The sequence below is a fragment of the Flexivirga sp. YIM B11880 genome (assembly GCF_058148645.1).
The window spans coordinates 63,822-88,171 of the sequence record NZ_JBMAMH010000001.1 but is presented as its reverse complement, the minus strand read 5'-3'; the positions used below and the strand labels follow the sequence as shown (position 1 = coordinate 88,171).

At 68.0% G+C, this 24,350-nt stretch carries 22 protein-coding genes; 16 read left to right on the top strand and 6 right to left on the bottom strand.

Translation table 11 applies throughout. The annotated features are described in order from the left end of the window. Positions 1-97: 97 nt before the first annotated feature. Together ACN8HC_RS00400 and phnA are read right to left on the bottom strand one after the other, a co-directional pair. Positions 98-1,243 carry a TIGR03364 family FAD-dependent oxidoreductase gene (locus ACN8HC_RS00400; protein ID WP_490072887.1) on the bottom strand — a complete coding sequence of 382 codons (1,146 nt, stop codon included), beginning with the start codon at positions 1,241-1,243 and terminating at the stop codon, positions 98-100. A gap of 34 nt (positions 1,244-1,277) precedes the next feature. Beyond that, positions 1,278-2,543 carry a phosphonoacetate hydrolase gene (gene phnA, locus ACN8HC_RS00395; protein WP_490072886.1) on the bottom strand — a complete coding sequence of 422 codons (1,266 nt, stop codon included), beginning with the start codon at positions 2,541-2,543 and terminating at the stop codon, positions 1,278-1,280. Between the two features lie 231 nt (positions 2,544-2,774). Here phnA and ACN8HC_RS00390 point away from each other — a divergent pair, with 231 nt between their 5' ends. Both ACN8HC_RS00390 and pbfA read left to right on the top strand, forming a co-directional pair. Beyond that, entirely contained in the window at positions 2,775-4,235 is a 1,461-nt protein-coding gene (locus tag ACN8HC_RS00390; RefSeq protein ID WP_490072885.1) for an aldehyde dehydrogenase family protein, read from the top strand. A gap of 12 nt (positions 4,236-4,247) precedes the next feature. After that, a complete protein-coding gene (gene pbfA, locus ACN8HC_RS00385) occupies positions 4,248-5,621 on the top strand; it encodes a (R)-1-hydroxy-2-aminoethylphosphonate ammonia-lyase (RefSeq protein ID WP_490072884.1) in 1,374 nt (457 codons plus the stop codon). A gap of 13 nt (positions 5,622-5,634) precedes the next feature. Here the strand turns inward: pbfA and ACN8HC_RS00380 are convergent, their stop codons facing one another. Together ACN8HC_RS00380 and ACN8HC_RS00375 are read right to left on the bottom strand one after the other, a co-directional pair. Further along, the gene (locus ACN8HC_RS00380) at positions 5,635-6,270 is read right to left on the bottom strand and encodes a DUF47 domain-containing protein (protein WP_490072883.1); all 636 of its coding nucleotides are present in this window, start codon (positions 6,268-6,270) and stop codon (positions 5,635-5,637) included. After that, positions 6,267-7,235: an inorganic phosphate transporter gene (locus ACN8HC_RS00375; RefSeq protein ID WP_490072882.1), complete on the bottom strand. Its 969-nt coding sequence runs from the start codon at positions 7,233-7,235 to the stop codon at positions 6,267-6,269. Before ACN8HC_RS00375 ends, ACN8HC_RS00380 begins: the two co-directional genes overlap by 4 nt. A gap of 143 nt (positions 7,236-7,378) precedes the next feature. Here ACN8HC_RS00375 and ACN8HC_RS00370 point away from each other — a divergent pair, with 143 nt between their 5' ends. From ACN8HC_RS00370 to ACN8HC_RS00320, 11 genes are all read left to right on the top strand, one after another. Then, positions 7,379-8,476, top strand: coding sequence for a pyridoxal-phosphate-dependent aminotransferase family protein (locus ACN8HC_RS00370; RefSeq protein ID WP_490072881.1), 1,098 nt, complete (start codon positions 7,379-7,381; stop codon positions 8,474-8,476). A 36-nt stretch (positions 8,477-8,512) separates the two neighbouring features. Then, positions 8,513-9,424 (top strand): LysR family transcriptional regulator, encoded by a 912-nt coding sequence (locus ACN8HC_RS00365; protein ID WP_490072880.1) that lies wholly within the window; start codon positions 8,513-8,515, stop codon positions 9,422-9,424. A 108-nt stretch (positions 9,425-9,532) separates the two neighbouring features. Next, the gene (locus tag ACN8HC_RS00360; RefSeq protein WP_490072879.1) at positions 9,533-10,309 is read left to right on the top strand and encodes an MgtC/SapB family protein; all 777 of its coding nucleotides are present in this window, start codon (positions 9,533-9,535) and stop codon (positions 10,307-10,309) included. Between the two features lie 197 nt (positions 10,310-10,506). Beyond that, on the top strand, positions 10,507-11,568 hold the full coding sequence (locus ACN8HC_RS00355; protein ID WP_490072878.1) for a 2-aminoethylphosphonate ABC transporter substrate-binding protein: 1,062 nt from the start codon (positions 10,507-10,509) through the stop codon (positions 11,566-11,568). A gap of 10 nt (positions 11,569-11,578) precedes the next feature. Further along, positions 11,579-12,712, top strand: coding sequence for an ABC transporter ATP-binding protein (locus tag ACN8HC_RS00350; RefSeq protein WP_490072877.1), 1,134 nt, complete (start codon positions 11,579-11,581; stop codon positions 12,710-12,712). Then, positions 12,705-13,622 (top strand): 2-aminoethylphosphonate ABC transporter permease subunit, encoded by a 918-nt coding sequence (locus ACN8HC_RS00345; protein WP_490072876.1) that lies wholly within the window; start codon positions 12,705-12,707, stop codon positions 13,620-13,622. The genes ACN8HC_RS00350 and ACN8HC_RS00345 overlap by 8 nt, the downstream gene beginning before the upstream one ends. Next, positions 13,606-14,406, top strand: coding sequence for an ABC transporter permease (locus ACN8HC_RS00340; protein ID WP_490072875.1), 801 nt, complete (start codon positions 13,606-13,608; stop codon positions 14,404-14,406). The genes ACN8HC_RS00345 and ACN8HC_RS00340 overlap by 17 nt, the downstream gene beginning before the upstream one ends. A gap of 43 nt (positions 14,407-14,449) precedes the next feature. Next, a complete protein-coding gene (locus ACN8HC_RS00335) occupies positions 14,450-15,304 on the top strand; it encodes a PHP domain-containing protein (RefSeq protein ID WP_490072874.1) in 855 nt (284 codons plus the stop codon). Between the two features lie 71 nt (positions 15,305-15,375). Beyond that, on the top strand, positions 15,376-16,809 hold the full coding sequence (locus ACN8HC_RS00330; RefSeq protein WP_490072873.1) for an MFS transporter: 1,434 nt from the start codon (positions 15,376-15,378) through the stop codon (positions 16,807-16,809). Between the two features lie 49 nt (positions 16,810-16,858). Beyond that, entirely contained in the window at positions 16,859-17,329 is a 471-nt protein-coding gene (locus ACN8HC_RS00325; RefSeq protein ID WP_490072872.1) for a hypothetical protein, read from the top strand. Between the two features lie 245 nt (positions 17,330-17,574). Continuing rightward, on the top strand, positions 17,575-17,778 hold the full coding sequence (locus ACN8HC_RS00320) for a cold-shock protein (RefSeq protein WP_490072871.1): 204 nt from the start codon (positions 17,575-17,577) through the stop codon (positions 17,776-17,778). A 213-nt stretch (positions 17,779-17,991) separates the two neighbouring features. Here the strand turns inward: ACN8HC_RS00320 and ACN8HC_RS00315 are convergent, their stop codons facing one another. Both ACN8HC_RS00315 and ACN8HC_RS00310 read right to left on the bottom strand, forming a co-directional pair. Next, complete coding sequence (locus ACN8HC_RS00315) at positions 17,992-19,899, bottom strand: acyl-CoA dehydrogenase family protein (protein WP_490072870.1); 1,908 nt, start codon at positions 19,897-19,899, stop codon at positions 17,992-17,994. After that, complete coding sequence (locus ACN8HC_RS00310; protein WP_490072869.1) at positions 19,896-20,576, bottom strand: TetR/AcrR family transcriptional regulator; 681 nt, start codon at positions 20,574-20,576, stop codon at positions 19,896-19,898. Before ACN8HC_RS00310 ends, ACN8HC_RS00315 begins: the two co-directional genes overlap by 4 nt. An 89-nt stretch (positions 20,577-20,665) precedes the next feature. Between ACN8HC_RS00310 and ACN8HC_RS00305 the strand changes: the two genes are divergently transcribed. From ACN8HC_RS00305 to ACN8HC_RS00295, 3 genes are all read left to right on the top strand, one after another. Further along, on the top strand, positions 20,666-21,949 hold the full coding sequence (locus ACN8HC_RS00305) for an acetyl-CoA C-acetyltransferase (protein ID WP_490072868.1): 1,284 nt from the start codon (positions 20,666-20,668) through the stop codon (positions 21,947-21,949). Then, entirely contained in the window at positions 21,946-23,313 is a 1,368-nt protein-coding gene (locus tag ACN8HC_RS00300) for a 3-oxoacyl-ACP reductase (protein ID WP_490072867.1), read from the top strand. Before ACN8HC_RS00305 ends, ACN8HC_RS00300 begins: the two co-directional genes overlap by 4 nt. Before the next feature lie 126 nt (positions 23,314-23,439). Beyond that, positions 23,440-24,309, top strand: a complete 870-nt coding sequence (locus ACN8HC_RS00295; RefSeq protein ID WP_490072866.1) for a MaoC family dehydratase — start codon at positions 23,440-23,442, stop codon at positions 24,307-24,309. Positions 24,310-24,350: the final 41 nt, after the last annotated feature.

The window sequence follows — 24,350 nt, the reverse complement described above, 5'->3', positions numbered from 1 at the left end:
ATGACGCAGTTTTGACGATCGTTCCGGTCCCATGGATTTCGTCATACCGAGCCTTGAATGCAGCTCGTTCGCAGCTGACTTCCAGGGTCCCTCGTGGTCAGGGCAGCGTGGCGAGCGTCGGTTCCGCGAGCGTCTGTTCCGCGACCGCGAAGGACAGCGTCATCCCGGCACCGCCCAGGCCGTTGACGACGGTGACACCGGGCGCAGGTGAGAAGCGGGTCGGGAGCCGGCCCCCGGAGGCGTAGACACCCATCCAGCGTTCGGCCACTCGAGTGTCCGGTACGCGGGTGAAGCCGTCCAGGTAGTCGAGCAGCGCCGCGTAGACCGGCTCGTGCAGGAACGGGTCGAGGGCCGAGCCGTAGTCGTGGCTGTCGCCGACGGACAGCACGCCGGCCTCCGTCTGCGAGACGAGGACGTGCACGCCGCTCTTCCGCTGGACGGCATGGTCGGCGTCCAGCCGGTCACGCAGGGCAGGCAGGCTGGGCAGGTCGGCAAACGCCTCGTAATGCAAGAGACTCAGGCCCGAGCACAGCGCCGGACCCAGTCGCCAGCCGTTCGGCTGTGGCACGGTCCGGAGCATCTGCAGCTTGCACCGTCTGAGGCCGGCCGCTTCATGTTCGGTGGGATAGAGGGTGTCCCAGGTGGGCCCGCTGCAGATGATCACCTCGTCGGCGACCCGGCGCCCACGACTCGTGTGCACGACCGGCAGGTCGATGCCGGTGACGGTGGTGTCGAACTCGAACCGCACCCCGTACTCACGTCGAAGATGATCGGCGATCGCCGGAATCGCTTGCCGTGGGTCGACATTCACCTCTGTCGGGCTCCAGAGGCCACCGAGCAGGCCGTCCTCGCGGACGGCGGTGCTGCGCAGGCGGACCTTGCCGGGTCCGAGGACGCGGCAACCGCGCTCTGCCGCTGCCGGATTGGTGTCGATGAACTCGTGCAGCACCGCCAGTTCCTCCGGCCGCCGCGCGACCAGTAGCGAGCCACACGCGCTGGCCCAGAAGCCGGCCGCCGCGGCAACCTCCAGCCAGATGTCGCGGCTGCGAAGGGCGGTCCGGTAGAGCTCCGGCCGTTGCCCGACCGGCCAGACCAGCCCGAAGTTGCGGACCGAGGCACCGAGGGCACGCTGGTCCCGCTCGAAGACCACGACCTCCCGGCCCTGCCGGGCAGCGGCGAGTGCGTGCGCGAGGCCGGCAATGCCGGCGCCGACGACCGCCACGCGGGGGCCGGTCGAGGTCATGGCCTCTCCTTCCGGGACGGTGTCTTGCGACGCGTCAGCTGACCGGTTGCTGGGCGAAGTTGAGCGCCACCCAGTAGGCGTCGTAGTTGCGCAACCGGTGATCGGCCGGCAGGTCATGCAGTTGGCGATTCACGATGAACGGAACGCTCTGCTCGCTGAGGCCGCCGTGCGAGCGCAGCGGCCGGTCGAGGGCGCTCAGATCGTGTCGCTCCGGTGTGGTCCCGACCGTCGTGTCCTGCTCCGTCACGAGGACGATGTCCCCGATCCGGTCGCGCGGCAATTCGTAACGCTCGCACGCCTCTTCGGCGTCGAGAACAACTTCCACACCGTCGACCGCCCGGAGCCGCTCGATGATCTCGGCGACCGGCTGGCCCGGCAGGTAGACGGTGGCATACGAACCGAGCGCGCCGTGGTGCGCGGTGTAGGGGTCGGTGATGGGAAGGATGACCCGGGCAGTGCCCGCACCCAGCCAACCATCGAGCAGGTCCTGCAGATAGACGACCTGCGGCTTGCCGCCGGCGTCGGACTTGGCATTCATCCCGTGATCGGCGGTGACCACCAGCGTCGCGCCCAGCGCGTCCAGTTGTGCGCAGTACCGGTCGAGCATCGCGTAGAAGTCGTTGGCCACCGACGACCCGGGCGCGTACTTGTGCTGGATGTAATCGGTCAGCGAGATGTACATCAGGTCCGGCCGGTCGCGATCGAGCACCTTCACGCCTGCGGCCAGCGCGAATTCGCTGAGATCGGCGCTGTAGACACTCGGCAGCGGCATACCGACCAGCTCGAGCGCGCCCTCGATCCGGTTGTCCGCCATGGTCACTTGGTCGGCCTTCTCCGCCGAGAAGCAGATACCCCGCGTGAGGCCGGCGCCCAGCAACCGCCGCAGCTTGTCCTTGGCGGTGATGATCGCGACCGATGCGCCGAGCTCCTCGTATGACGCGAAAATCGTTGGCGCCTGCAGAAGTTCGGGCGCGTTCATCATCACTTCCTCGTCCGACGCGGGATCGTAGAAGAAGTTGCCGCAGATGCCGTGGACAGCAGGCGGCCGACCGGTCGCGATCGACAGGTTGTTCGGGTTGGTGAACGCCGGCATCGCGCACTCGGCCGGCAAGGAGGTCCCTGTCCCCTCGATGACCGACTGCAGGAAGGGCATCAGGCCTTCCTTGATCGCGGTCTCGTGGTATGCCGGCTCACTGCCGTCGACACAGATGACGACGACCGGTCCGGACGCCGGCCCGTAGCTTCGGCCGTTCACGACCACTTGTTGGGCCAGGGCCGCCTGGTCGGTCGATGTTGACATGTGAGTTCTCCCTCGTCGTCGATAGGCACGGACACTCCCGCAGACCGTGCTGTCGAATTCATCAAAAGCGAACCCGCTGCGGCGGGGAACACCTGAAGTGCCTATGTCCGGCATACCCGAACCCGCATATAGGCGTGCTTGATGCGCGGCATTGCCAAACCCCGGTTGTGGGTGCGCAGCCGACCGACAAGGCTGCTGGACAAGCAGCAGCCACGACGAAAGGGACGCCCGATGGGGACCATGGTTGACAGCCGGCTCACGCAGAACTACATCGGGGGTGAGTGGCGACCGGCGGACAGCGGGCAGACGCGCACCAACACCAATCCCGGTGACATCGAGGACATCATCGGCGAATTCGCCGAGTCGGGTGGTCCGGATGTCGATGCTGCGGTCGACGCGGCGAGCGAGGCCCTCCCGGCCTGGCGTGACCTCGGGCCGATCAAGCGCGCCGAATACTTGAAGCGGGCCGGCCGCATCCTGGAACAGCGCGCCGAGGAAGTCGCGACGGCGATCAGTCGCGAACAGGGCAAGCTGCTGAACGAGTCCCGCGGGGAGGTCAAGCGGGCGCTGGCGATCATCGACTTCACCCAGGGGGAGGCCCGGCGTCTGAACGGCGTGACCACCCCCGCGGAAGAGCCGCGCACCTGGGCGATGACCTTCCGGGTGCCACTCGGTGTCGTCGGGCTGATCACCCCGTGGAACTTCCCGCTGGCGATCCCGATGTGGAAGGTCGCGCCGGCGTTGTTGTCCGGGTGCACCTCGGTCTTCAAGCCCTCCCCATTCACGCCGCTCACCCCGGCGCTGCTGCAGGACATCTTCAACGAGGCCGGTGTCCCGGCCGGTGTGCTCAACCTGGTCCAGGGCGATCGGGCGGCGGGTGAGGCGCTGGTCGGAAACCCCGCGGTCGCGGGCATCTCCTTCACCGGGTCGCTGCCGGTCGGCACGGCGATCCACGTCGCGGGAGCACCGCGGCTGGCCCGGATGCAGCTGGAGCTCGGCGGCAAGAACGCCGTCATCGTGCTGGACGACGCCGACCTCGACAAGGCCACCGACGCGATCATCCACGGCGCGTTCGGGCAAGCAGGACAACGGTGTTCGGCCACCAGCAGGGTGATCGTGGACCGCCAGGTCAAGGAGGACCTGCTCGAGCGGCTCGTCGCTCGGGTGGCGGACCTCAGGGTCGGCATCGCCACGGACGAGACGGCGAACGTGTGCCCGGTCGTCAACGAGGACCGGATGGCCGCGTGTCTCGCCGGGATCGAGTCGGCCAAGAAGGCCGGCGCCACGGTCGCCGTCGGCGGTGAGCAGGCGACGGACGGCTTGCCGAAGGGCTTCTACGTCAAGCCGACGGTGCTGCGGGACGTGCCGTGGGACTCCGAGATCGCCCAGGAGGAAGTCTTCGGCCCGGTGCTCTCGGTTGTCGACTGCGACGGCTTCGAGGATGCGATGCGCATCTCCAACTCGGTCAAGTACGGCATGTCCGGCACCATCTTCACCCAGAGCCAGTCGCGCGCCTTCGAGGCACTCAATCAGTTCGAGGCCGGCATGCTGCACGTCAATCGGCCCGGTGTGGGTGCGTACGCCCACCTCCCGCACATGGGCGCCAAGGCGTCGCAGTTCGGCGCGCCGGAGTGCTCGCCGCAGGTGTGGGACTTCTACACCGACTGGCGCTCGGCCTGCATCAGCTACTGAGCAGCGACCGGCATGCATGAGCCGACGGCGCCCGGCCCGCTGGAACTCGACGGTGTCACCGAGGGCGACACCAATTCCTCGGCAGGCCGGCGCCGTTGGTATGACGGCCTCGGCGTCCAGACCCGGGAGCTGCTGGACGCGGACGAAGCCGTCTACGTGCGGCAGTCGCTCTCGACACCCTGCCTCGACGTCCTCGAGCGCGCGCACGGCGCGACGCTGGTCGATGTCGAGGGCCGGGAGATCCTCGACTTCCACGGCAACAGCGTCCATCAGGTCGGCTACGGGCACCCCGATGTCGTCGCCGCCGTCCACGCGGAACTCGACCGCCTGCCGTTCTCGCCGCGGCGGTTCACCAATCGCTCGGCGATCCGGCTCGCCGAGCGGCTCGTCCAGATCGCGCCGCCGGGGATCGAGAAGGTCCTGCTGGCGCCCAGTGGTGCGCTCGCAATCGGTATGGCGCTGAAGGTTTCCCGGTACGCGACGGGCCGGCACAAGACAGTGTCGATGTGGGACTCGTTCCACGGCGCGAGCCTCGACGCGATCTCGGTCGGCGGCGAGGAACTCTTCCGCCGCAACGTCGGCCCGCTGCTGCCCGGCACCGAGCACGTCCCACCCCTGCACCTCGCCGAACGCTTCTTCGGCAGCGATGGCCACGCCTACGAGCGGTTGGCCGACTATCTCGACTACGTCCTCGAGGTCCAAGGTGACGTGGCCGCCGTCATCGCCGAACCGATGCGGTGGACCACGGTGCAGGTACCCCCCGCGGATTTCTGGCCCCGCGTCCGCCGCAGCTGCGACGCTCATGGTGCTCTTCTCGTGTTCGACGAGATACCAAGCGGTTTGGGCCGTTCCGGGTCGATGTTCGTGTGCGAGGAGCTGGGCGCGACCCCGGACATCCTGGTGATCGGCAAGGGCCTCGGTGGCGGAGTGATGCCGCTCGCGGCGACGCTCGTGCGAGCCGGCCTCGACGTCGCACCGCAGGGTGCGCTCGGGCACTACACCCACGAGAAGAGCCCGCTGGGTGCAGCGGCCGCACTCGCCACCCTGGACGTCATCGAGTCCGAGGATCTGGTGGCGCGTGCGCGCGTCGTCGGGGCCACGGGCCTCGACGCCCTCCAGCAGCTGGTGCGGCGCTCGCCGTTGTTTCACACGGTTCGCGGACTCGGCATGTACTGGGGCCTGCAGACCGCCGGGTATGGCGGGCGCGGCTCCGCCGAGATCGCCGACCAGCTGCTTTACGCCTGCCTCCAGCGCGGCCTGAGCTTCAAGATCGGCGGTGGCGATGTCATCACACTGTGCCCACCGCTGAACATCACGGACGCCGAGCTGCGGCGAGCGTTCGGCATACTCGAGGACGCAGCGACCTCGGTGCTCGAACAGCACTGACAGGCAAAGTCTTTCAGTGCCAGCGCTTCATCGCTCCGTCGGCGAGGGCGTCGGCCGCGGTGGCGATGTGCGACCCCACGATCTCCAGCCGCCGGAGCAGCTCGCGGGTCTTCATCCGCTCCGCCGACATCTCGCCGGCGAACAGCTCGGCGATGCCGTACTGGTAGAGCCGGCCGATCGCGGTCCCCGACTTCTTGGCGTCCAGCGCGCCCTGGGTGAGCGTCGCCGCCTGCCCGGGCAACGCACCGACCGCCGTCTCCAGGCTGTCGATGCCGGCTCCGACGACCTCCAGGATCGGCTCGAACCGTGTCTGGTCGGACACGTGGTAGAGGTCCGACTCGCGCACGAAGTCGCGCAACGAGTCGAGCACGTCGTCGATCGAGCGGGACACCCGGAAGAGGTCCTCCCGGTCGATCGGCGTCGCCAGGCTCTGCGACAGCACGTCGACCAGCCGGGCGCGTGCCTCGTCCCCGTCGTGCTCCAGCTGCTCCATCTGCGTCCTGGCGGTTGCCCGCGCCAGCCCGGTGACCATCTCGGTGGCGAGTTGGACACCTTCCCGGACGGCAGCCAGCTGACCGAGCAGGGCGTCGACGACGTCCTGGTCGGTGCGACCGGCGAGCACTCCGACGACGCGGCCGAGTCTGGTCACGGCAGGACCTCCAGTGTTGCGATGGTGACGGTGGCGGCGACCAGGACGCTCGCCGGAAGCGTGAGCAGCCAGGCCAGTCCGATGCGGCGCACGGCCTGCCACCGGATCCGGCCGTGGCCGTGTCCCATGCCCGAGCCCACGAGGCCACCGGCGAGGGATTGCGTCATACTCACCGGGACTCCGACGGCTGCGCTGCCGAGGACCGAGACGGCACCGGCGAATTCGGCCGACACCGCGTGCACCGGGCGCACGGCGAGCAGGCGGTCGCCGAGTGAGGCGGCGACCCGGGGGAGACCGACGATCGTGCCCGCCACGAAGAACATCGCGAGCAGGAGAAGATCCTCGGTGCTCGGCCGGAACGTGCCCGTGCCGGTGCTCGTCGCGATCACCAGAACGGCCAGCATCTTCTGCCCGTCGTTGACGCCGTACGCGAGGCACTGGGTGGTGAAGGCCAGCCGGTGCATCCGGGCGATGCTGCGCATCGCGGACTGCCGGCGGGGCAGGGCCCGGGTCAGGTGGGTCAGCCCGTAGCCGAGCAGACCGCCGACGAACGGTGCTGCCATACCGACTCCCAGGACGGTGAGGGCGCCGGGCACCGAGACGTCCAGGCCGGCGCCCAGCCCGGCGCCGGTGATGCCGCCGATCACCGCCAGCGTCAACGACGTCGGGAGGCCGGCGCGGGTGAGTGTCGCGACGACGAGGACCGCTGCGCCGATCCCGAGCAGGAGCGGCAGGCGTCCGCCGGGTCCGGAGGTGACCAGGTGCGAGACGAACATCTCGGCGACCCGATCGCCGAGGAAGATCGGTGCGAGGACGACGAACGCGCCGAGGACGGCGATGGCGGAGAGGGTGCGTATGCCGCGCAGCTTCAGCCCTGGCGCCAGCAGCGCACCGCCGTCGTTCGCGCCGGTGATGAGCGCGAAGGCGGCCGGGACCCCGAGCAGGGCCAACTGGTCTGGCGACATGCGGCGGCCTCCCGGGCAGGGTCTGATGGGTTCGCAGCCAATGCTCCTGTGCGGTGCGCAGCCCCACAATGCCGTTGTCGCTATGGGGCTCATTGCCAATCGCGTGGTGCCGTAGCCGCGGCGGCGCGGCTAGCGTCATCGGTATGTCAGATGAAGCTCTCGTCCTGCTGAATCCCGGCCCCTCCTGCACGAGCGACCGGGTCCGTCACGCCCTCGACCGCGGGGACATGTGCCACCGTGAAGAAGAGTTCACCCAGGTGCTCTGGTCCATCCGCAACGCGCTTCCCGGCGCGCTCAACGTGCCCGGCCACGAGGCGATCCTCGTCACCGGATCGGGCACGTCCGCCATGGAGATGGCGGTCATCAGCTCCGTACGCGAGGACCGGGAGATCCTCGTCGTCAACAACGGCGTCTACGGTGACCGGCTGCGCAAGATCGCGGAGGCGCACCGGATCCCGGTGACCGAGGTCGTCGGTGACTGGTTCACCCCGATCGACGTCGTCGCGATCGAGAAGGCGCTGGCCGCCAACCCGCGCATCGACGCGATCGCCGCCGTGCACCACGAGACGACCACCGGGATCATCAACCCGATCAAGGCGATCGGTGAGATCGCGCAGCGCGCCGGCGTGCTCTTCGTCGTCGACTCGATCAGCGGCACCGCCATCGAGAACCAGGACCTCGGCGAGGTCGCGGCCGACATCATCTGCGGCACCGCCAACAAGGGCCTGCACGGACTGCCCGGTATGTCGTTCATCCTCGCCTCCCAGGACGCGGTCTACCGCCTCTACGAGGTGCCGGTCCGCAGCCTCTACCTCAACGCTGCGACCTACCTGGACGGGCAACGTCGCGGCAACGTCCCGTTCACGCCCGCGGTGCAGGTGTGTTTCGCGTTCGACGAAGCCATCAAGGAATACCGCGAGGCGGGCGGCTTCGAGGCCCGCTCGCAGCTCTATCGGGACCGGGCGGCCTTGGTGCGCACCGGTTTCGACAAGCTCGGCCTGACCATGCCGATCGCCGAGGAGCACCGCTCCAACACGGTCAACCTCCTGCGCCTGCCCGAGGGCGTCACCTACGACGCGTTGCACGACGAGCTCAAGAAGCGGGGTTACGTCATCTACGCGGGCCAGGGCAAGCTGGCCGAGGAGTACTTCCGCATCTGCACCATGGGCGAACTCAGCTTCGACACGCTGGAGCGGCTGCTCGTCGACCTGGACGAGGTGCTCTCCGTGTTGCGTCCCTGAGTATGGTGTGCGGATCGACGAGCGGAAGGCGCCGGCATGCAATTGGATCTCCACCGGCTGTGGATCTTCATGCAGGTCGTCGAGTGCGGCGGATTCTCCGCGGCCGCGCGCAAGGTCTACATGAGCCAGCCGTCGGTGTCGAACCACATCCGGCAGCTGGAGCAGTCGTTGCAGGTCACCCTGATCGACCGGTCGGGCGCCCGGATCCGGCCGAGCGCCGAGGGCGAGGTCCTCATGGAGTACGCCAAGCGGGTCTTCCTGCTGGCGGACGAAGCCGTCGGGGCGATCCGGCAGGTGTCGGGCCTGCAGTCCGGTCGCATCGTGGTCGGTGGCACCACCAGTGTCGGCACCTACCTCGTGCCGCGGCTGCTGGCCCGATTCCGCCGGCGCTATCCGGCAGTGGAGTGTGACATCTTCGTCGGCAACGGCCAGCAGCTGATGCAGCGCCTGGTCGACGGCGAGGTGGGCCTCGCCCTCTTCGCCGGACGTCCGAACAGCGCCCAACTGCTCATCGAGAACGTCCTCGAGGAGCGGCTGTTGCTGATCGTGGCGCCCGGGCACCCGCTGGCCGGACAGCGCGTCGAGCCCAGCGCGCTCGCCGGCGAGCGGTTCCTCCTCCGCGAGCGAGGGTCCGGCACCCGCGACCTGCAGGAGGACGCCCTGCTCACCTGGGGTCTGCAGGACGTCGCGCGGTCCGAGATCACCGGGCCGGAGACCTCCAAGGAAGCGGTGCACGCGTCCCTCGGGGTCGCTCTCGTCTCCGAGCACGCGGTCGAGCAGGAGGTCGCCGAAGGCTGGCTCGGGGTGGTCGACGTCGAGCCGGCACTGCCGGCGCGTCCGGTCACCGTTGCCCACCGGCGGGACCGGCTGCTCTCCCCGGCGGAGCGGTCCTTCCTGCAGCTGGTGCGCGGGATCGACGACTGGCCGGTCGTGCGCGAATCCGTTTGAGATCCGGCTTATCGACGCTATAGCGCAAACCCGTATTTCGCAGCGGGCGCACCTGGGCGAAGCTGATTTCGACACCATCGTCACGGTGCAGGTTGGAGGGACGAATCCATGTCCGCAGCAGCTTCCCTCGGTGACCCGGCCGGCCAGGGATGGGACCAGATCGGTCTCTTCGCCCTCGCCGCACTGTTGTCGCTGCTCATCGGCATCGAGCGGGAGGCACAACAGAAGGCCGCAGGCATCCGCACCAACACGCTCGTCGGCATGGGTGCGGCACTGTTCATGCTGGTCAGCAAGTTCGGTTTCAACGATGTGCTCGCCCAGCACGTCACCCTCGACCCCTCCCGGGTCGCCGCGCAGATCGTGTCCGGTCTCGGCTTCATCGGCGGAGGACTCATCTTCGTGCGACGGGACGTCGTCCGCGGGCTGACCACCGCGGCGAGCGTCTGGCTCACGGCAGCGATCGCGGCCACCGCCGCATCCGGGCTGTGGCTGCTCGCGATCCTCGGGACGGCGATCTACTTCCTGGTCCTGTACGCCGTTAAACCGTTGTCCCAGCTGGCAACTCGTCTCGGCGGCGCACAGGTTGCCGTGCGGATCGCCTATCTCGACGGGCACGGACTGCTCCGCGAGATCGTCAACCGGGCCACCGACAGTGGCTTCGTGGTGCACGAACTGACCACGGTCGACGTCCATGGTGTCGCTGGTTTGTCCCGTCCCAACGAACAGCGAAAACCTCTCGCGGACAACGCTGCTCACCACGAGGGCAGGACCGTGGACGTCGAGCTGGTGCTCGCGGGACGAGGCAGCGTGCTCGATCTGTCCGACACGCTCGCGGAGCTGGACGGTGTCCTCACCGTCTCGTCGCCGACGCACGACTCGGACTGACAGCGACGTGGCGGCACGGTGAAGAAGCCATGGCGCACAACTGAATTCATCACCGGATGACTTATCCGGCCCATAGCCGAATGCCTGTGTCGCGCGGCTCACATTCCTTGTAGAAACGGTCATGACCCGGTCGAGCGGCCGGCCCGAAATCAGTCCAGGCGCCGTCGAAACGCCTTGGGACGGAAGGAACCCAGATCATGAACAGTTCCCAGAAGTGGTTGGCGATCCTGGTGGGTGGTGCGCTCGCCGGCGGTCTCAGCGGATGCGCACTCAGCGGCGGGGAGTCCGGCGGCGGTAGCTCCAAGTCCGTGACCATCTACAGCGCCGACGGACTGCACGACGGCAACCCGAGCTGGTACACCACCGAGTTCGCCGCCTTCACCAAGGCCACGGGCATCAAGGTCAACTACATCGAGGCCGGGTCCGCCGAGGTCGTCTCCCGAGCCAACAAGGAGAAGAGCAACCCGCAGGCGGACGTGCTGGTGACGCTGCCGCCGTTCATCCAGAGCGCGAGCCAGGACGGCCTGCTCGAGAAGTTCACTCCCGACGGTGCCGACCAGATCGATCCCGCGCTGAAGGACAAGAACGGCACCTGGTACGCGGTCGTCAACAACTATGCCGACTTCATCTACAACAAGAAGTTGCTCAAGACGCCTCCCGGCACACCGCAGGACCTGCTCGCGCCGTCGTTCAAGGGCAAGATTCAGTACTCCACACCCGGGCAGGCCGGCGACGGCACGGCGGTCGTCATCAACTTGATGCACCTGATGGGCGGCCAGGGCCCCGCGATGACCTATCTCGGCAAACTGCAGAAGAACAATGTGGGACCGTCGTCGTCGACGGGGAAGCTGACCTCCAAGGTCAATCACGGTGACCTGCTCGTCGCCAACGGTGACGTCCAGATGAATCAGTCACAGCTGGCGCAGAATCCGAACGTGGGGATCTTCTTCCTCGCCGACGGCAACGGTGCCAGGACGACGTTCCCGCTGCCCTACGACATCGGCCTGATCAAGGGCGGACCGCACAGCGATAACGGCAAGAAGTTGATCAACTTCCTGCTGTCCCAAGAGGCCCAGCAGCGGGTGAGCTCCGACGGCAGCGGGTTCTCGGTCCGTAACGACGTCACTGCGACGGACTCCACGGCGAAGGTGCTGCACGGCCTGATGAAGGACGTCACCGTCTGGAACCCGGATTGGGACAGCATCAATGCCCAGGTGCCGCAACTGGTGCAGGCCTGGCAGAAGGCGACGGGGAGCTGACGTGATGTCGATGATGCAACGATCCGCCAGCGCCGTTCCGGAGCCGACGGTCTCCGAGGGGGCGGTCGCGAGTGGGATCAGATTCGAGGAGGTCACGGTCGCCTACCGCAAAACCGTTGTGCTGGACTCCTTCTCGCTCACCGTCGAGCCCGGCGAAGTGATGGCACTGCTCGGCCCGAGCGGCTCGGGGAAGACAACCGCGTTGCGGAGTGTCGCCGGTTTCGTCCGTCCTGTCTCCGGCAGGGTGTTCGTCAACGATCGTGAGGTGACCCGGCTGCCGCCATACGCACGGGGCGTGGGCATGGTGGTTCAGCAGTACGCGCTCTTCCCTCATATGAAGGTCCGGGAGAACGTCGCGTTCGGCCTGAAGGCTCAGAAGGCCGACCGCAAGGTGATCCCGGACCGGGTGCGCGAAGCCCTGGCGATGGTGGGCATGGAGAGTTACGCCGACCGCTACCCGCGCGAGCTGTCCGGTGGCCAGCAGCAACGGGTGGCCATCGCCCGCGCGCTCGCGATCCGTCCCGAGGTGCTCCTGCTGGACGAGCCGCTCTCCGCGCTGGACGCGCAGATGCGGACCGGCATGCTGGCCGAGATCGCCCGCCTGCACCGCGAATTGCCCGAACTCTCAATCCTGTACGTCACCCACGACCAGATAGAGGCGCTGACGCTCGCGGACCGCATCGCGGTGATGTCCGAGGCGAAGCTGGTGGAGGTCGGTGCGACGCGCGAGTTGTACGAGCGGCCGGTCAGACACTTCACTGCCGGCTTCCTCGGCAACAGCAACCTGCTACCGGTGATCGTCGAGCGGTGCGACCCGACGAGCGGCTGGAGCCAGGTCCGGTTCGGCACCCAGTCGCTGCGGGTGCAGTCCCGTGGTCAGCACGAGGTTGGCTCGAGTGCAACGGTCTGCGTGCACCCGCACTGCCTGCAGCCGGTGGAGTCGGCGGCCGTCCAGAACAGCGTCACCGGCACCGTACGCGACGTGCAGTGGCGAGGTTCGGCATACCGGGTATCCCTCTCCGCGCAGGACGTCGACATCCGGGTCGACGCCGCCATGCGCAAGCCGCCGAAGATCGGCGAGGACCTCACCGTGCAGGTCGAGAGCCAGGACGCGATGCTGCTGGAGGAGGCGGCGCATGACTAGCGCGGCCGTGCTCCTCCGCAAGGCGAAGACCACGGACGACCGGCGGATCAGCGCAGCGGCGGCGAGCACGATCATCAAGTTGCTGCCGATCGCGGTGCTGGTGCTGCTCGTCTTCTACCCGTTGTGCTTCATCGTGGTCGAGGCGTTCACCGGCAAGAGCCTCTTGTATGCCGGCTCCACCGGCTTCGGGTCCGTCTTCGGGAAGGTCCTCGGCTCGGAGGAATTCCGCAGCGCGTTGATGAACACCGTTGAGATCGCCGTGCTTTCAACGGTCGGATGTCTTGTCCTCGGGTTCGTGCTGGCGCTCATCGTGTCGTTCGTGCCGTTCCCGGGAAGCCGGGTGCTGAGCAAGTTCATCGACGCCTACCTGGCGTTCCCGTCGTTCCTCATCGCGATGTCGTTCACCTTCCTCTACGGCTCCAACGGCGTGGTGAACGGCATGCTGATGCATCTCTTCGGGACCTCGACGCCACCGCTCGGCGACTTCGTGAGCACGCGGTGGGCCGTCATTCTCGCCGAGGTCACCTTCTACACGCCGTTCGTCATCCGGCCGGTGATCGCCGCCTTCGCCCAGCTCGAGACGTCGGTGATCGAGGTGGCCAGCAGCCTGGGTGCCCGGCCGCTGCGCATCATCCGGCAGATCATCGTGCCCGAGGCGATGCCGGCGCTGCTCGCCGGTGGCAGTCTCACGCTCGTGCTGACGCTCAACGAGTTCGGCATCATCGCGATGATCGGCGCCAAGGGTGTCACGACGCTCACTCTGCAGATCTACAGCGAGGCAATCATCAACAACGACAGTGCCGTCGCCTCGGCAATGGCCGTGGTGAGCATCGCGTTGTCGCTCTCGCTCTACTCCCTCTACCGATTCATCCTGCGACGGGTTGGAGGCTCCAGTGCTGGTGCATTCTAGGGTCGGACGGGCGGTCGCCTGGCTGGTGTTCGCCCTGCTCTTCGTCCCGATCTTCGGGTTCCCGCTGGTGACGGTCTTCGTGATGGGCGTCGCGAAGAGCTGGAATTCCACACTGCCCCAGGGCTTCACGCTCCATCGGCTGAGCGAGGCACTCAGCGGGAGCGGCCAGCTCTACCTGCTGACCAGCCTGGAGACGGCGATCATCGCCAGTGTCATCGCACTCACCATCGGCACCTGGGCCGCGCTGGTGGCACATCACGCGAAGAACCGGGCACGGATGGGCATCGACGCGATGTTCCTGGTGCCGATCGCGGTGCCGTCGGTGGTGGTCGGTCTCAGCGTCCTGGTCGGCTTCAGCCGGCCGCCGTTCCGCCTGAACGGCCTGCCGTTGCTCGTCGTCATCGCCCACATCGTGCTGGTCATGGCGTTCGCCTACAGCACCGCGTCGGCTGCGCTGACCCGCGCGGACCCGGTCTACCCGCAGGTGGCCGCCAGTCTGGGGGCGAAGCCGAGCTACGTCCTGCGGCGGGTGACGTTGCCGTTGCTGACCCCGGCGCTCATCGCCGGAGCCGGGCTGGCCTTCGCCTTGTCGATGGGCGAGCTCAGCGCGACGATCATGGTCTACCCGGCCAACTTTGCGACGGAGCCGGTGACGATCTTCCAGCTGACCGACAAGAGTGCCGACTTCCTCACCGGCGGCGCTTACACGACGGTGCTGCTGCTGACGACCGTGGTGGTGCTTGCCGCGATGGGCATGATCCGGACGAAGGCGTCCCAGCGGTGACGGCCGGGGTGGCCCGCTCTTCTTCGTCGAGGAGGTGACCCGGGTGGCCGCCCTGCCCGCGGACAGCCACGTGCACAGTGAGTGGTCGTGGGACACCGGCGGCCCGCTGTCCGCCGCTGCGGGCACGATGGAGCGCACCTGTCGCAGGGCAGTCCGGATCGGCCTTCCTGCACTGGTTTTCACCGAGCATCTCGACCTCGAGGATCGTTGGCGGGCGGTCGCCGGTGACTACCCGCGAGCTGACGAGGCGCTGCTCGGAGCCGACGGCTACTTCCGGGCACCGCCGCTCGACGTCGAAGGGTATTTCGCCGCGATCGAGGAGTGCCGGAGTCGTTTTCCCCAACTGCGCATCCTCACCGGCGTGGAGTTCGGCCAGCCGCACCTGCGCGAGGCGCGAGCGCGCGCGCTCGTCGATCTCGGGCGTTTCGACCGCATCAACGGATCGCTGCACACGCTCCCGATCGGGGACGACCGCGCGGAGCCGGTCACGCTGTACGGCGAGTGGGCGGCGGAGGACGTCATACGTGCGTATTTGGCGGGTGTCCCCGAAATGGCCGAGAGCTCCGCGGTTTTCGAGGTGTTCACGCACATCGACTACGCCGCACGGTATTGGCCGGAGGAGGCGCTCGGTCCCTTCGACCCGCGGCGCTTCGAGGACGAGTTTCGCGTGGCGCTGCGGGCGATCGCCCGCAGCGGCAGGGCCCTGGAGATGAACACCCGTCGGCTCTGGCCATGGGTGCCGCAATGGTGGCGCGAGGAGAGCGGCCGGGCGGTCACCTTCGGCAGCGACGCCCATGTGCCGGAGGCGCTGGCGCACGGCTTTCCGGAGGCGATGGCCATGGTCGAGCACTTCGGGTTCCGCCCCGGGCGGCGGCCGGAGGACTTCTGGACCCGATAATTGCGCGACCTGCCCACGCGATCGAGACGGCGGCCGGGAATGATGTCGCGCGCAGCGTCCTTGTGGAGCACATGAGCGACGACACCGCGACCGCGGCGCGGCTGCTCGTGCTGAGCGAAGCGCCCGGACGCCGCCTGCTCGCGACGACCGTGCTCGGGTCCGGCATGGGGTTCCTCGACGGAACCATCGCCAACGTGGCGCTGCCGCACATCGGTGACGACCTGCACGCTGACCTCGCCGGCCTGCAGTGGGTGGTCAACGGCTACACGCTTGCGCTCGCGTCGCTGATCCTGGTGGGCGGGTCACTCGGTGACCGGCTCGGCCGGAAGCGCGTATATGCCTGGGGAGTCGCGGGCTTCGCTGTTGCGTCCGCTCTGGTCGGCCTGAGCCCGACCATCGAGCTGCTGGTGCTGGCCCGCATCGTGCAAGGGGTGGCCGCCGCGCTGCTGACCCCCGGGTCGCTCGCGCTGTTGCAGGCGTCGTTCCGCCCGGACGACCGGATGAAGGCCGTCGGTGCCTGGACCGGTGCCCTCGGCGTGGCGACGGCGGGTGGCCCCGTCGTCGGGGGCTGGCTCGTGGGCATCGACTGGCGGCTCGCGTTCTGGATCAACGTGCCGCTCGCTGCGGTCGTCCTGTGGCTGTTGCGGACGGCTCCGGAGTCGCGAGACCCCGGAGCGGTGCACGAGGTCGACTGGCCCGCGGTGGTTCTCGCGCCCGTCACGCTCGCGGGCATCACGTGGGCGCTGACGGCGTGGCCGGGCAACGGCACGTCGGCGATCACGGTGGCAGCACTGGTGATCGGTGTCGTCGGCGGTATGGCGTTCGTGGCGCTCGAACTCCGACGGCGACACCCGATGCTGCCGCCGGCGATCTTCGCCTCCCGGGACTTCTCGGTCATCAACGTGGTGACACTCTTCATCTACGCCGCGCTCGCGGGATCCATGCTCTTTCTCGCGATCTTCCTCCAGGTGAGTGCCGGATGGACACCGCTGGAAGCGGGCGCGGCGACCGTCCCGGTTTCGGTGCTGATGTTCTTCTTGGCCTCCCGATTCGGCGCACTCGCAACAAAGCTCGGCGCTCGTCCGCTCATGGTGGGTGGCGCCACCGTGTTGGCCGCCGGCTTCGCGTGGCTCGCCGTCGCTCCGGACGACCCGTCATACATCACGCAGATCCTGCCGGGTGTCGTGGTGATGGGCTTCGGTCTCTCGATGCTCGTCGCGCCGTTGACCGGTGCCGTGCTGGCCGCGGTGTCCGACACGCAGGCCGGACTCGCCAGCGGCATCAACAACGCCGTCTCACGCACCGGGGGACTGGTTGCGGTGGCGGCGCTGCCGCTGCTGACCGGCCTGTCCGGCACGGCATACCAGGATGCCGGCGCCGTCGGGCGGGCCTACCGCGCGTCGATGTGGTGGTGCGTCGCTCTCGTCGTCGTGGGTGGAATCATCACGCTGCTCGGTCTCCGGCGGCCCAGCGCGACTCGGCCGCGGGCCGAGCTGCCGGACTGAGTGAGACGTTCGCCCGCGGGGCGTGACCGGGGCGCGTCATACTCGGCGGATGAAGTGGTACTGGGGGATGCTGCTGGCGCTCGCGCTGATAGTGGCGGTGCCGATCGGCGGGCTGTGGTTGTGGGGACGTCCGCGAGCGGAGGTGGCGTTGCCGACCGCGACGACGTCCCCCGCCGACGTGGTGCGGACGTACGCCCGGGCGTTGAACGAGCGCGACTACGGCGCCTGCCGGCGAATGGGAGATGATCCCTCCGGGGACTGGACCACGTTGCAGGGTCCGCAGATTCGTGATCTGAAGATCCAACATGTCGGGCGAGTAATGACCGGGTCACACGCTGCCACGTACTGGTCGCAGCCGGGCCTGCGCCACTGGGAGCAGTCCGTGGACGTCGAGACCATGGAGACGCTGCAGAACTTCGACGGCACGCCGGATCCCGAGCCCGGGCACGCGTACGACTTCACGCTCGTGCGGCACACGAGCAGCCAACCCTGGCGCATCTATTCGGCGGGAGAAGGCTGAGCGTTCAGTGCCGGCTGGACACGTGTCAGCGCTGAGCGACGGAGCTGCGATTTCGGCTGCACGGTCCATCCGGGTAGACTCGGACCCGGTCGGCAATTGTTCCTTCACGTCTTGAGCGCGCTGGATGCATGCAGCGCTCGACGAGAAGAAGCTGGCGAATCGGTGCCAGTCTGATACGACTCGACGTTTGGCCCCGGACCGTCGCACCCTGCACGGTCCGGAAGAAACCCGAAGGGAATCGCCACATGGCAACAGGAACCGTCAAGTGGTTCAACGCGGAAAAGGGCTTCGGCTTCATTGCCCCCGAGGACGGAAGCCCCGACGTCTTCGTCCACTTCTCCGCCATCACCGGCAGCGGCTACAAGTCGCTCGACGAGAACCAGCGAGTGGAGTTCGACTCTGTCCAGGGCCAGAAGGGCCCGCAGGCAGAGAACGTTCGCGCGATCTGATTCGCCACCGAACCTGCTGAACGAGGCGGGGCTCCGGAGATTTCGTCTCTGGAGCCCCGCCTCATTCGTGTCTCAGGTGTGCGGCCACCGGGCGTCCGGCCATCTCCTAGCCCGCTGCATAAAGAGCTGGAAATCGCGTGCGAACTGCCACCTCGTCCTCTGTCCACCTGTCCTGCCCACCAGCCCAGGCGTCCGACGTCATGCGCCCACGACTTACTGCGCGATGGGCGCGGTGATCAGCTCCTCCGGTATGCCGAGGGCATCCACCAGCGTCGCCACCTGCGGCCGCAGCTCCTGACACAGATCGTTCACCGCGCGGGCGACTGCCCGGCTGCGAGCGGTGGTGAGGCGACCGTGCTCGAGGAACCACGCCTTGTCCTCCTCGATCGAGCTCAACGCGTAGAGGATGAGCACTCGCTCGAGTAGGTTCTTGGCCGCGCCGTCCGCCATGGCCTGCTGCGCCTCGATCGCGTCCTCGAGCACGCACCGGTCGATATGGCTGCGAGCAGCGAGCAACACGTGGTCCTGGGCATTGTTGAAGAGCTCGAAAGCATTGTCCCTGTCGGCTTTCCGAAGCCGCGCGCCGAGCGTCTCCAGGACGTGATCGGCCCGCTGCTCGAACATCGAAGCTGCCCAGCCCAGGCTGTCCATCGCGGATTCGTCGTCGCGTCCGGTGGCGGCGTCGATCAACCGCTGAATCCTCGCCCGGCCCGTGGTGCGCTCGACGATGCGCTCGCTGACCTGGCCCGCGATCTTCCCGACCATGGCCGGTATGTCGAGGTCCCCCCACATCGCCTGGTAGTCGGTGAGCAGTCCCTTGGCCGCGAGCTGCAACAGGACCGTGTTGTCACCCTCGAACGTGGTGAACACGTCGACGTCGGCACGCAGCTGGCTCAGCTGGTTCTCGGCCATATAACCTGCCCCGCCGCACGCTTCGCGGCACGCCTGAATGGTGTCGAGCGCGTGCCACGTGGTGACGGCCTTGAGCCCGGCGACCCGCGACTCGAGTTCACGTTGTCCCTCGACATCGCGCTCGGTCCCCGGCGGACCTCCCTGCAGCTCCTGCAACCGTTCGGTCACGGCGTTCTGCGCGAAGCTGAGCGCGATCGACTTCGCCAGTCGAGGGAGCAGCTTGCGTTGGTGCGCAAGGTAATCCAGCACGACGATCTCCTCCTGGTCCGCTGACGCGGCGAACTGCCGCCTCGTCGAGCCGTACCGGAGGGCGATCGCCAGCGCCTTCTTCGCGGCCGCTCCGGAGCCGCCGCCGACACATACCCGGCCGCGCACGAGCGTGCCGAGCATGGTGAAGAAGCGGCGGTTCGGGTTGTCGATGTCCGAGACGTAACTGCCGTCCGCGTCGATGTCCCCGAAGGCGTTGAGGAGGTTGTCCTTCGGCACTCTCACCTGATCGAACGCGAACGTGCCGTTGTCCACGCCGGGAAGCCCGCCCTTGGGACCGTTGTCACCGATCGTCACGCCGGGCAACGGTTTTCCGTGTTCGTCGCGGATCGGCACGAGCACCGCGTGCACGCCGTGCTCGCCTGCGCTGGTCACGAGTTGCGCGAAGACCACCGCGATCCGCGCGTCGCGCGCCGCGTTGCCGATGTAGGTCTTCGTCGCGCTCTCCGTCGGTGTGTCGATGACCAGCTCGCCTGTCGAGCCGTCATACGTGGCAGTGGTTTCCAGGGCTTGTACGTTGCTGCCGTGCCCGACCTCGGTCATCGCGAAGGAGCCGAGCAGCCGGCCGGTCATGATGTCCTCCAGGTATGCCGCATGGTGGCGCCGCGTGCCGAGCCGTGCCACGGCGCCGCCGAAGAGCCCGAACTGCACGCCGGTCTTGACGAGCAGCGAGAGATCTCCGTAGGCCTGCATCTCGAACAGCACGCAGGATGCGGCGTAGTCCAGCTCGCCGCCGAACTCCGTCGGGAATCCGATCCGGCCGTAGCCGAGTTCGGCGATCTTCAGCAGGGCTTCGGTGGTGCGCGTGCGGTGCTCCTCCACAGTCAGACCGGCGGGGGCCAGCATCACGTCGGCCGGCAGCTCCGCCCGGGCACGCTGTCGTAACTCGATCCAGCGACCGTCGAGGACGTCACGAAGGGTCTGTGCGATGGGGTTGGTCATGGGGTACTCCTCGGGTCCAGTCCGAGTGCTCCGGACAGTCCATAGGTCGCGAACTCGGCAAGGTGTCGGACGACGACCGCGCGGGGCGGTCGCTGTGGATCGGCGAGCCACCGGTCGGCCGACTCGCGAACGAAGCCGATCAGCCCATGGGCCCAGATCCGGGATGCGGTGGTGGGCTGCCCCGCGGCCTCGAGTGCGTCGGCGAAGATCGGTTGGAGCACGCCGGCGATGGTGTCGCTGATGCCGATGACCGGGTCGTCCTCGGGTGAGACGTTGAGCGCCGGGCGGCGCACCACGAAGCGATAGACCTCCGGGTCTCGTTCGACCTGTGCGAAATAGCTGTCGATCACCGCCTCGATGACGGCCCGTGTGTCGCCGGCCAACGGTGCCGAGCCGGTGGCCTCGCCAGCCCGGTCCAGCACCTGCTGCAGATCGCCCAGCACGTTGTTGTCCACGGTGCCGCACACCGCCAGGTAGAGACCGAGCCGATCACCGAAGTGGCGGTAGATGACCGTCTTGCTGGTGCCCGCCTCCGCTGCGATCTCGTCCATGCCGACCGTCGCGCCGTGTGCTCGGATCGCCCGGATCGCCGCCTCGGTCAACTCCCGGCGTCGCTGTTCGCGGTGTGCGGTCCACCGCGCGTCCCGACCGTCGATCCGGTCCTCGGTCATGCCCATGGGTGGTAACAATACCCGAAACTAGTCGTACCTGCTACTCTCGGTATCGGTAATCGAATCAACCGGTGAAACCACGGAGACTTCTGCACATGACCATTCGTGACGTTTACGTCCTCGGCGGCAACCGTATCCCCTTCGCCCGGTCCGGCGGCGCCTATCTCAAGGCGTCCAACCAGGACATGCTCACGGCGGCCCTCGACGGGCTCGTCGCTCGCTTCGGCCTCGCGGGGGAGCGGCTCGGCGAAGTCGCCGCCGGCGCCGTGCTGAAGCACGCACGCGACTTCAACCTCACCCGCGAGTCGGTGCTCGGCTCCCATCTCTCACCCACGACACCGGCGTATGACGTGCAACAGGCGTGCGGCACCGGGCTTGAGGCGACCATCCTGGTCGCGAACAAGATCGCCCTGGGCCAAATCGACTCCGGCGTGGCCGGCGGCACCGACACGACCTCGGATGCGCCGCTGGCGGTGAACGATTCGCTGCGTCGGACGCTGCTGAAGCTCAACTACGCCAAGACTCCGCAGCAGCGGATCTCGGCACTGACCAAGATCCGCCCCAGTCAGCTGGCTCCCGACCAGCCGAGCAACGGTGAGCCACGCACCGGATTGTCGATGGGCGAGCACCAGGCCATCACCACCAAGGAGTGGGGGATCACCCGGGAAGCGCAGGACGAGTTGGCCGCCGCCAGCCACCGGCGGCTCGCAGCGGCCTACGAGCGTGGCTTCTTCGACGACCTGCTGACGCCATACCTGGGTCTCACCAAGGACAACAACATGCGTCCGGACAGTTCCCCAGAGAAGCTGGCGAAGCTGAAGCCGGTCTTCGGCAAGGGCGACGGCGCGACGATGACGGCCGGCAACTCGACTCCGCTCACCGACGGCGCGTCGGTCGTGCTGCTCGGCTCGAAGGAGTGGGCCGACGAGCACCGCATCACCCCGCTCGCGCGCTTCGTCGACGCCGAGACCGCGGCCGTCGACTATGTGACCGGCGAGGAGGGGCTGCTGATGGCGCCGCCTTACGCCATCGCCCGGTTGCTGCGGCGCAACAACCTCACCTTGCAGGACTTCGACTTCTACGAGTTCCACGAGGCGTTCGCGTCCACCGTGCTGTGCCACCTGGCCGCGCTCGCGAGTGACGAGTTCGGCAAGGAAAAGCTCGGTCTGGACGGTGCGCTCGGGGAGATCGACCGCGCCAAGCTGAACGTCAACGGTTCCTCGTTGGCCGCCGGCCACCCCTTCGCGGCAACCGGCGGACGCATCGTCGCATCGACCGCAAAGATGTTGCGGGAGAAGGGCTCCGGCCGGGCGCTCATTTCGATCTGCGCGGCCGGAGGGAACGGCGTTGTCGCCATCCTGGAGGCGGTGCAGGCATGAGCGACAGCTACTCGAACCTGGTCAACAAGAACCCGCTCGGCAAGAAGGTCGCCGGGCAGCTCGGACTGCCCAAGCCGGCCATCCTGCGGCGCTACGAGGAGGGTCAGGACCTGCTCGTCGGGCCGGCCGCAGTCGCGGGCATCGGTGATGCACCGGTCGCGACGTCGGCGGTCGCGATCCTCAAGGCGTCCGGCGCTGTCGTCATGCACGCCGCGCCGCAGACCTCGTATGACGCGCGCCTGGGCGCGATCGTCTTCGACGCGACCGCGATGCGCACGCTGGATCAGCTCGACGAGTTCCGCGCCACGGTGGCGCCGGCGATCAAGCAGCTCGGCGCGTCCGCGCGACTGGTGGTCATCGGCACCACCCCGGCGGACCTCGACGACGCCGAGGCAGCCGCCACGCAGCAGGCATTGGAGGGCATCACGCGTTCCGTTGGCAAGGAACTGCGTCGGGGCAGCACCGCCAATCTGCTCTGGACCGACCGGGACGCGCAGAGCGACGCCTCTGTGCTGGCGGCACCGCTGCGCTTCCTGCTGTCCGCGCGATCGGCATACGTCGACGGTCAGCCGGTGCGGGTCCGGGCCGCCGACGTGCCGGACGTGACCGACTGGCGGCATCCGTTGCGGGGACGGATCGCGGTCATCACCGGTGCGGCGCGCGGCATCGGCGCCGAGATCGCCGCGGTGTTCGCTCGTGCCGGGGCAACCTTGATCCTGGTCGACATCCCCGCGTCGGGCGATGCGCTCAGCAGGGTCGCCAACGAACTCGGAGCGACCGCGCTGCAGGTCGACGTCACCGCCGACGACGCCGGAGCAAGGATCGCGGAAGCCGTCGCCCGCCACGGCGACAAGCTCGACATCATGGTGCACAACGCCGGCATCACCCGCGACAAGCTCTTCGTCAACACCGACGAAAACCGTTGGGGCAGTGTGCTGGACGTCAATCTCCGCGCGCAGTTCCGCATCAACAAGGTGCTGCTGGACCAGACGGTCACCGGCGGGCTGGCCGATGGTGGCCGCATCGTCGCGGTCGCGTCGATCAGCGGCATCGGTGGCAACCGGGGCCAGTCCAATTACGCCGCTTCCAAGGCCGGTGTCATGGGCATGGTGCGGCAGCTCTCGGCGAATCTCGCCGACCGCGCGATCACCGTCAACGCCGTGGCTCCCGGTTTCATCGAGACGGAGATGACCGCCAAGATCCCGTTCGCCACCCGCGAGGTCGGCCGCCGCCTCAACTCCCTGCTGCAGGGCGGCCGGCCCGTCGACGTCGGTGAGGCGATCGCGTTCTTCGCCGAGCCCGGCGCGGCCGGTGTCACCGGGCAGGTGCTGCGTGTGTGCGGCCAGAGCCAGTTGGGTGCTTGAAGTGCCGACCGAGTCGAGGAAGCGGGGTCCCCGCGAAGTATTCGGGGGAGCGAAGCGGAGGAGAAACTTCGTGGGGTGCAGGACACGAGCTTGCGAGGCCCGCAGACCAGGGGAGAGGCACGACACATGGATCAGCTGACGGAGGTCATCGAACTGGAAGGCACCCCGAGCCTGCCGAGGATCTTCGCGCGTGCCCTGGCGACCTCTCGCGGTCGCCACGGCAAGGGCGGCCTGCCCGGTCTGCAGGTGGTCCGTCGCGGCGTGCAGGTCGACCCGGGAGCCCTGGCGGACTACGACCACGTGTCCGGCTTTGCGCTGCGTGATCAGCTTCCCGCGACCTACTTGCACAACCTCGTCTTCCCCTTGCAGGTCACGCTTTTCGCGGACCGGCGCTACCCCTACCCGCTGATGGGAAGCGTGCACCTGGACAACACCCTCACCGTGCACCGTCCGGTTCGGATCGGCGAGCCGCTCGACCTGTCGACCTGGGCCACCAATGCCCGCCCGCACAAGGCCGGGGTGCAGGTCGATGTCGTGTCGGAGGCACACGTCGGCGACGAGTTGGTGTGGGAGGGCCTGGCGACATACCTCTATCGCGGCCAGCGGATCGATGGAGAGGTACCGCCGCGCCCGGCCGAGTCCGATGCGCCGGACGGTCCCGGGATGATCTGGCGGCTGTCCGGCGACCTGGGCCGCCGGTTCGCCGCCGTCAGCGGTGACGTCAACCCGATCCACCTGCGTTCCGTCATGGCCAGGGCCATGGGGTTCCCGACCACGATCGTGCACGGGATGTGGAGCCAGGCGGCGATGCTCGCCGCGGTCGAGAACCGCCTGCCCGAGGCGTATGTCGCCGCGATGTCGTTCCGCAAACCGGTGCTGATTCCCGGAACGGTGCGCCTCGTCGCCCACCGGAGCGGCGGCTCCTGGAACCTGGCGCTGCGCGACCATCGCAAGGGAACCGTCCTCGTCCGCGGGGAGGTTGCGCCGATTTCGTGATCGAACAGGCTGTGAGGTAGCCTTTTCGCTGCGCTGCTCGG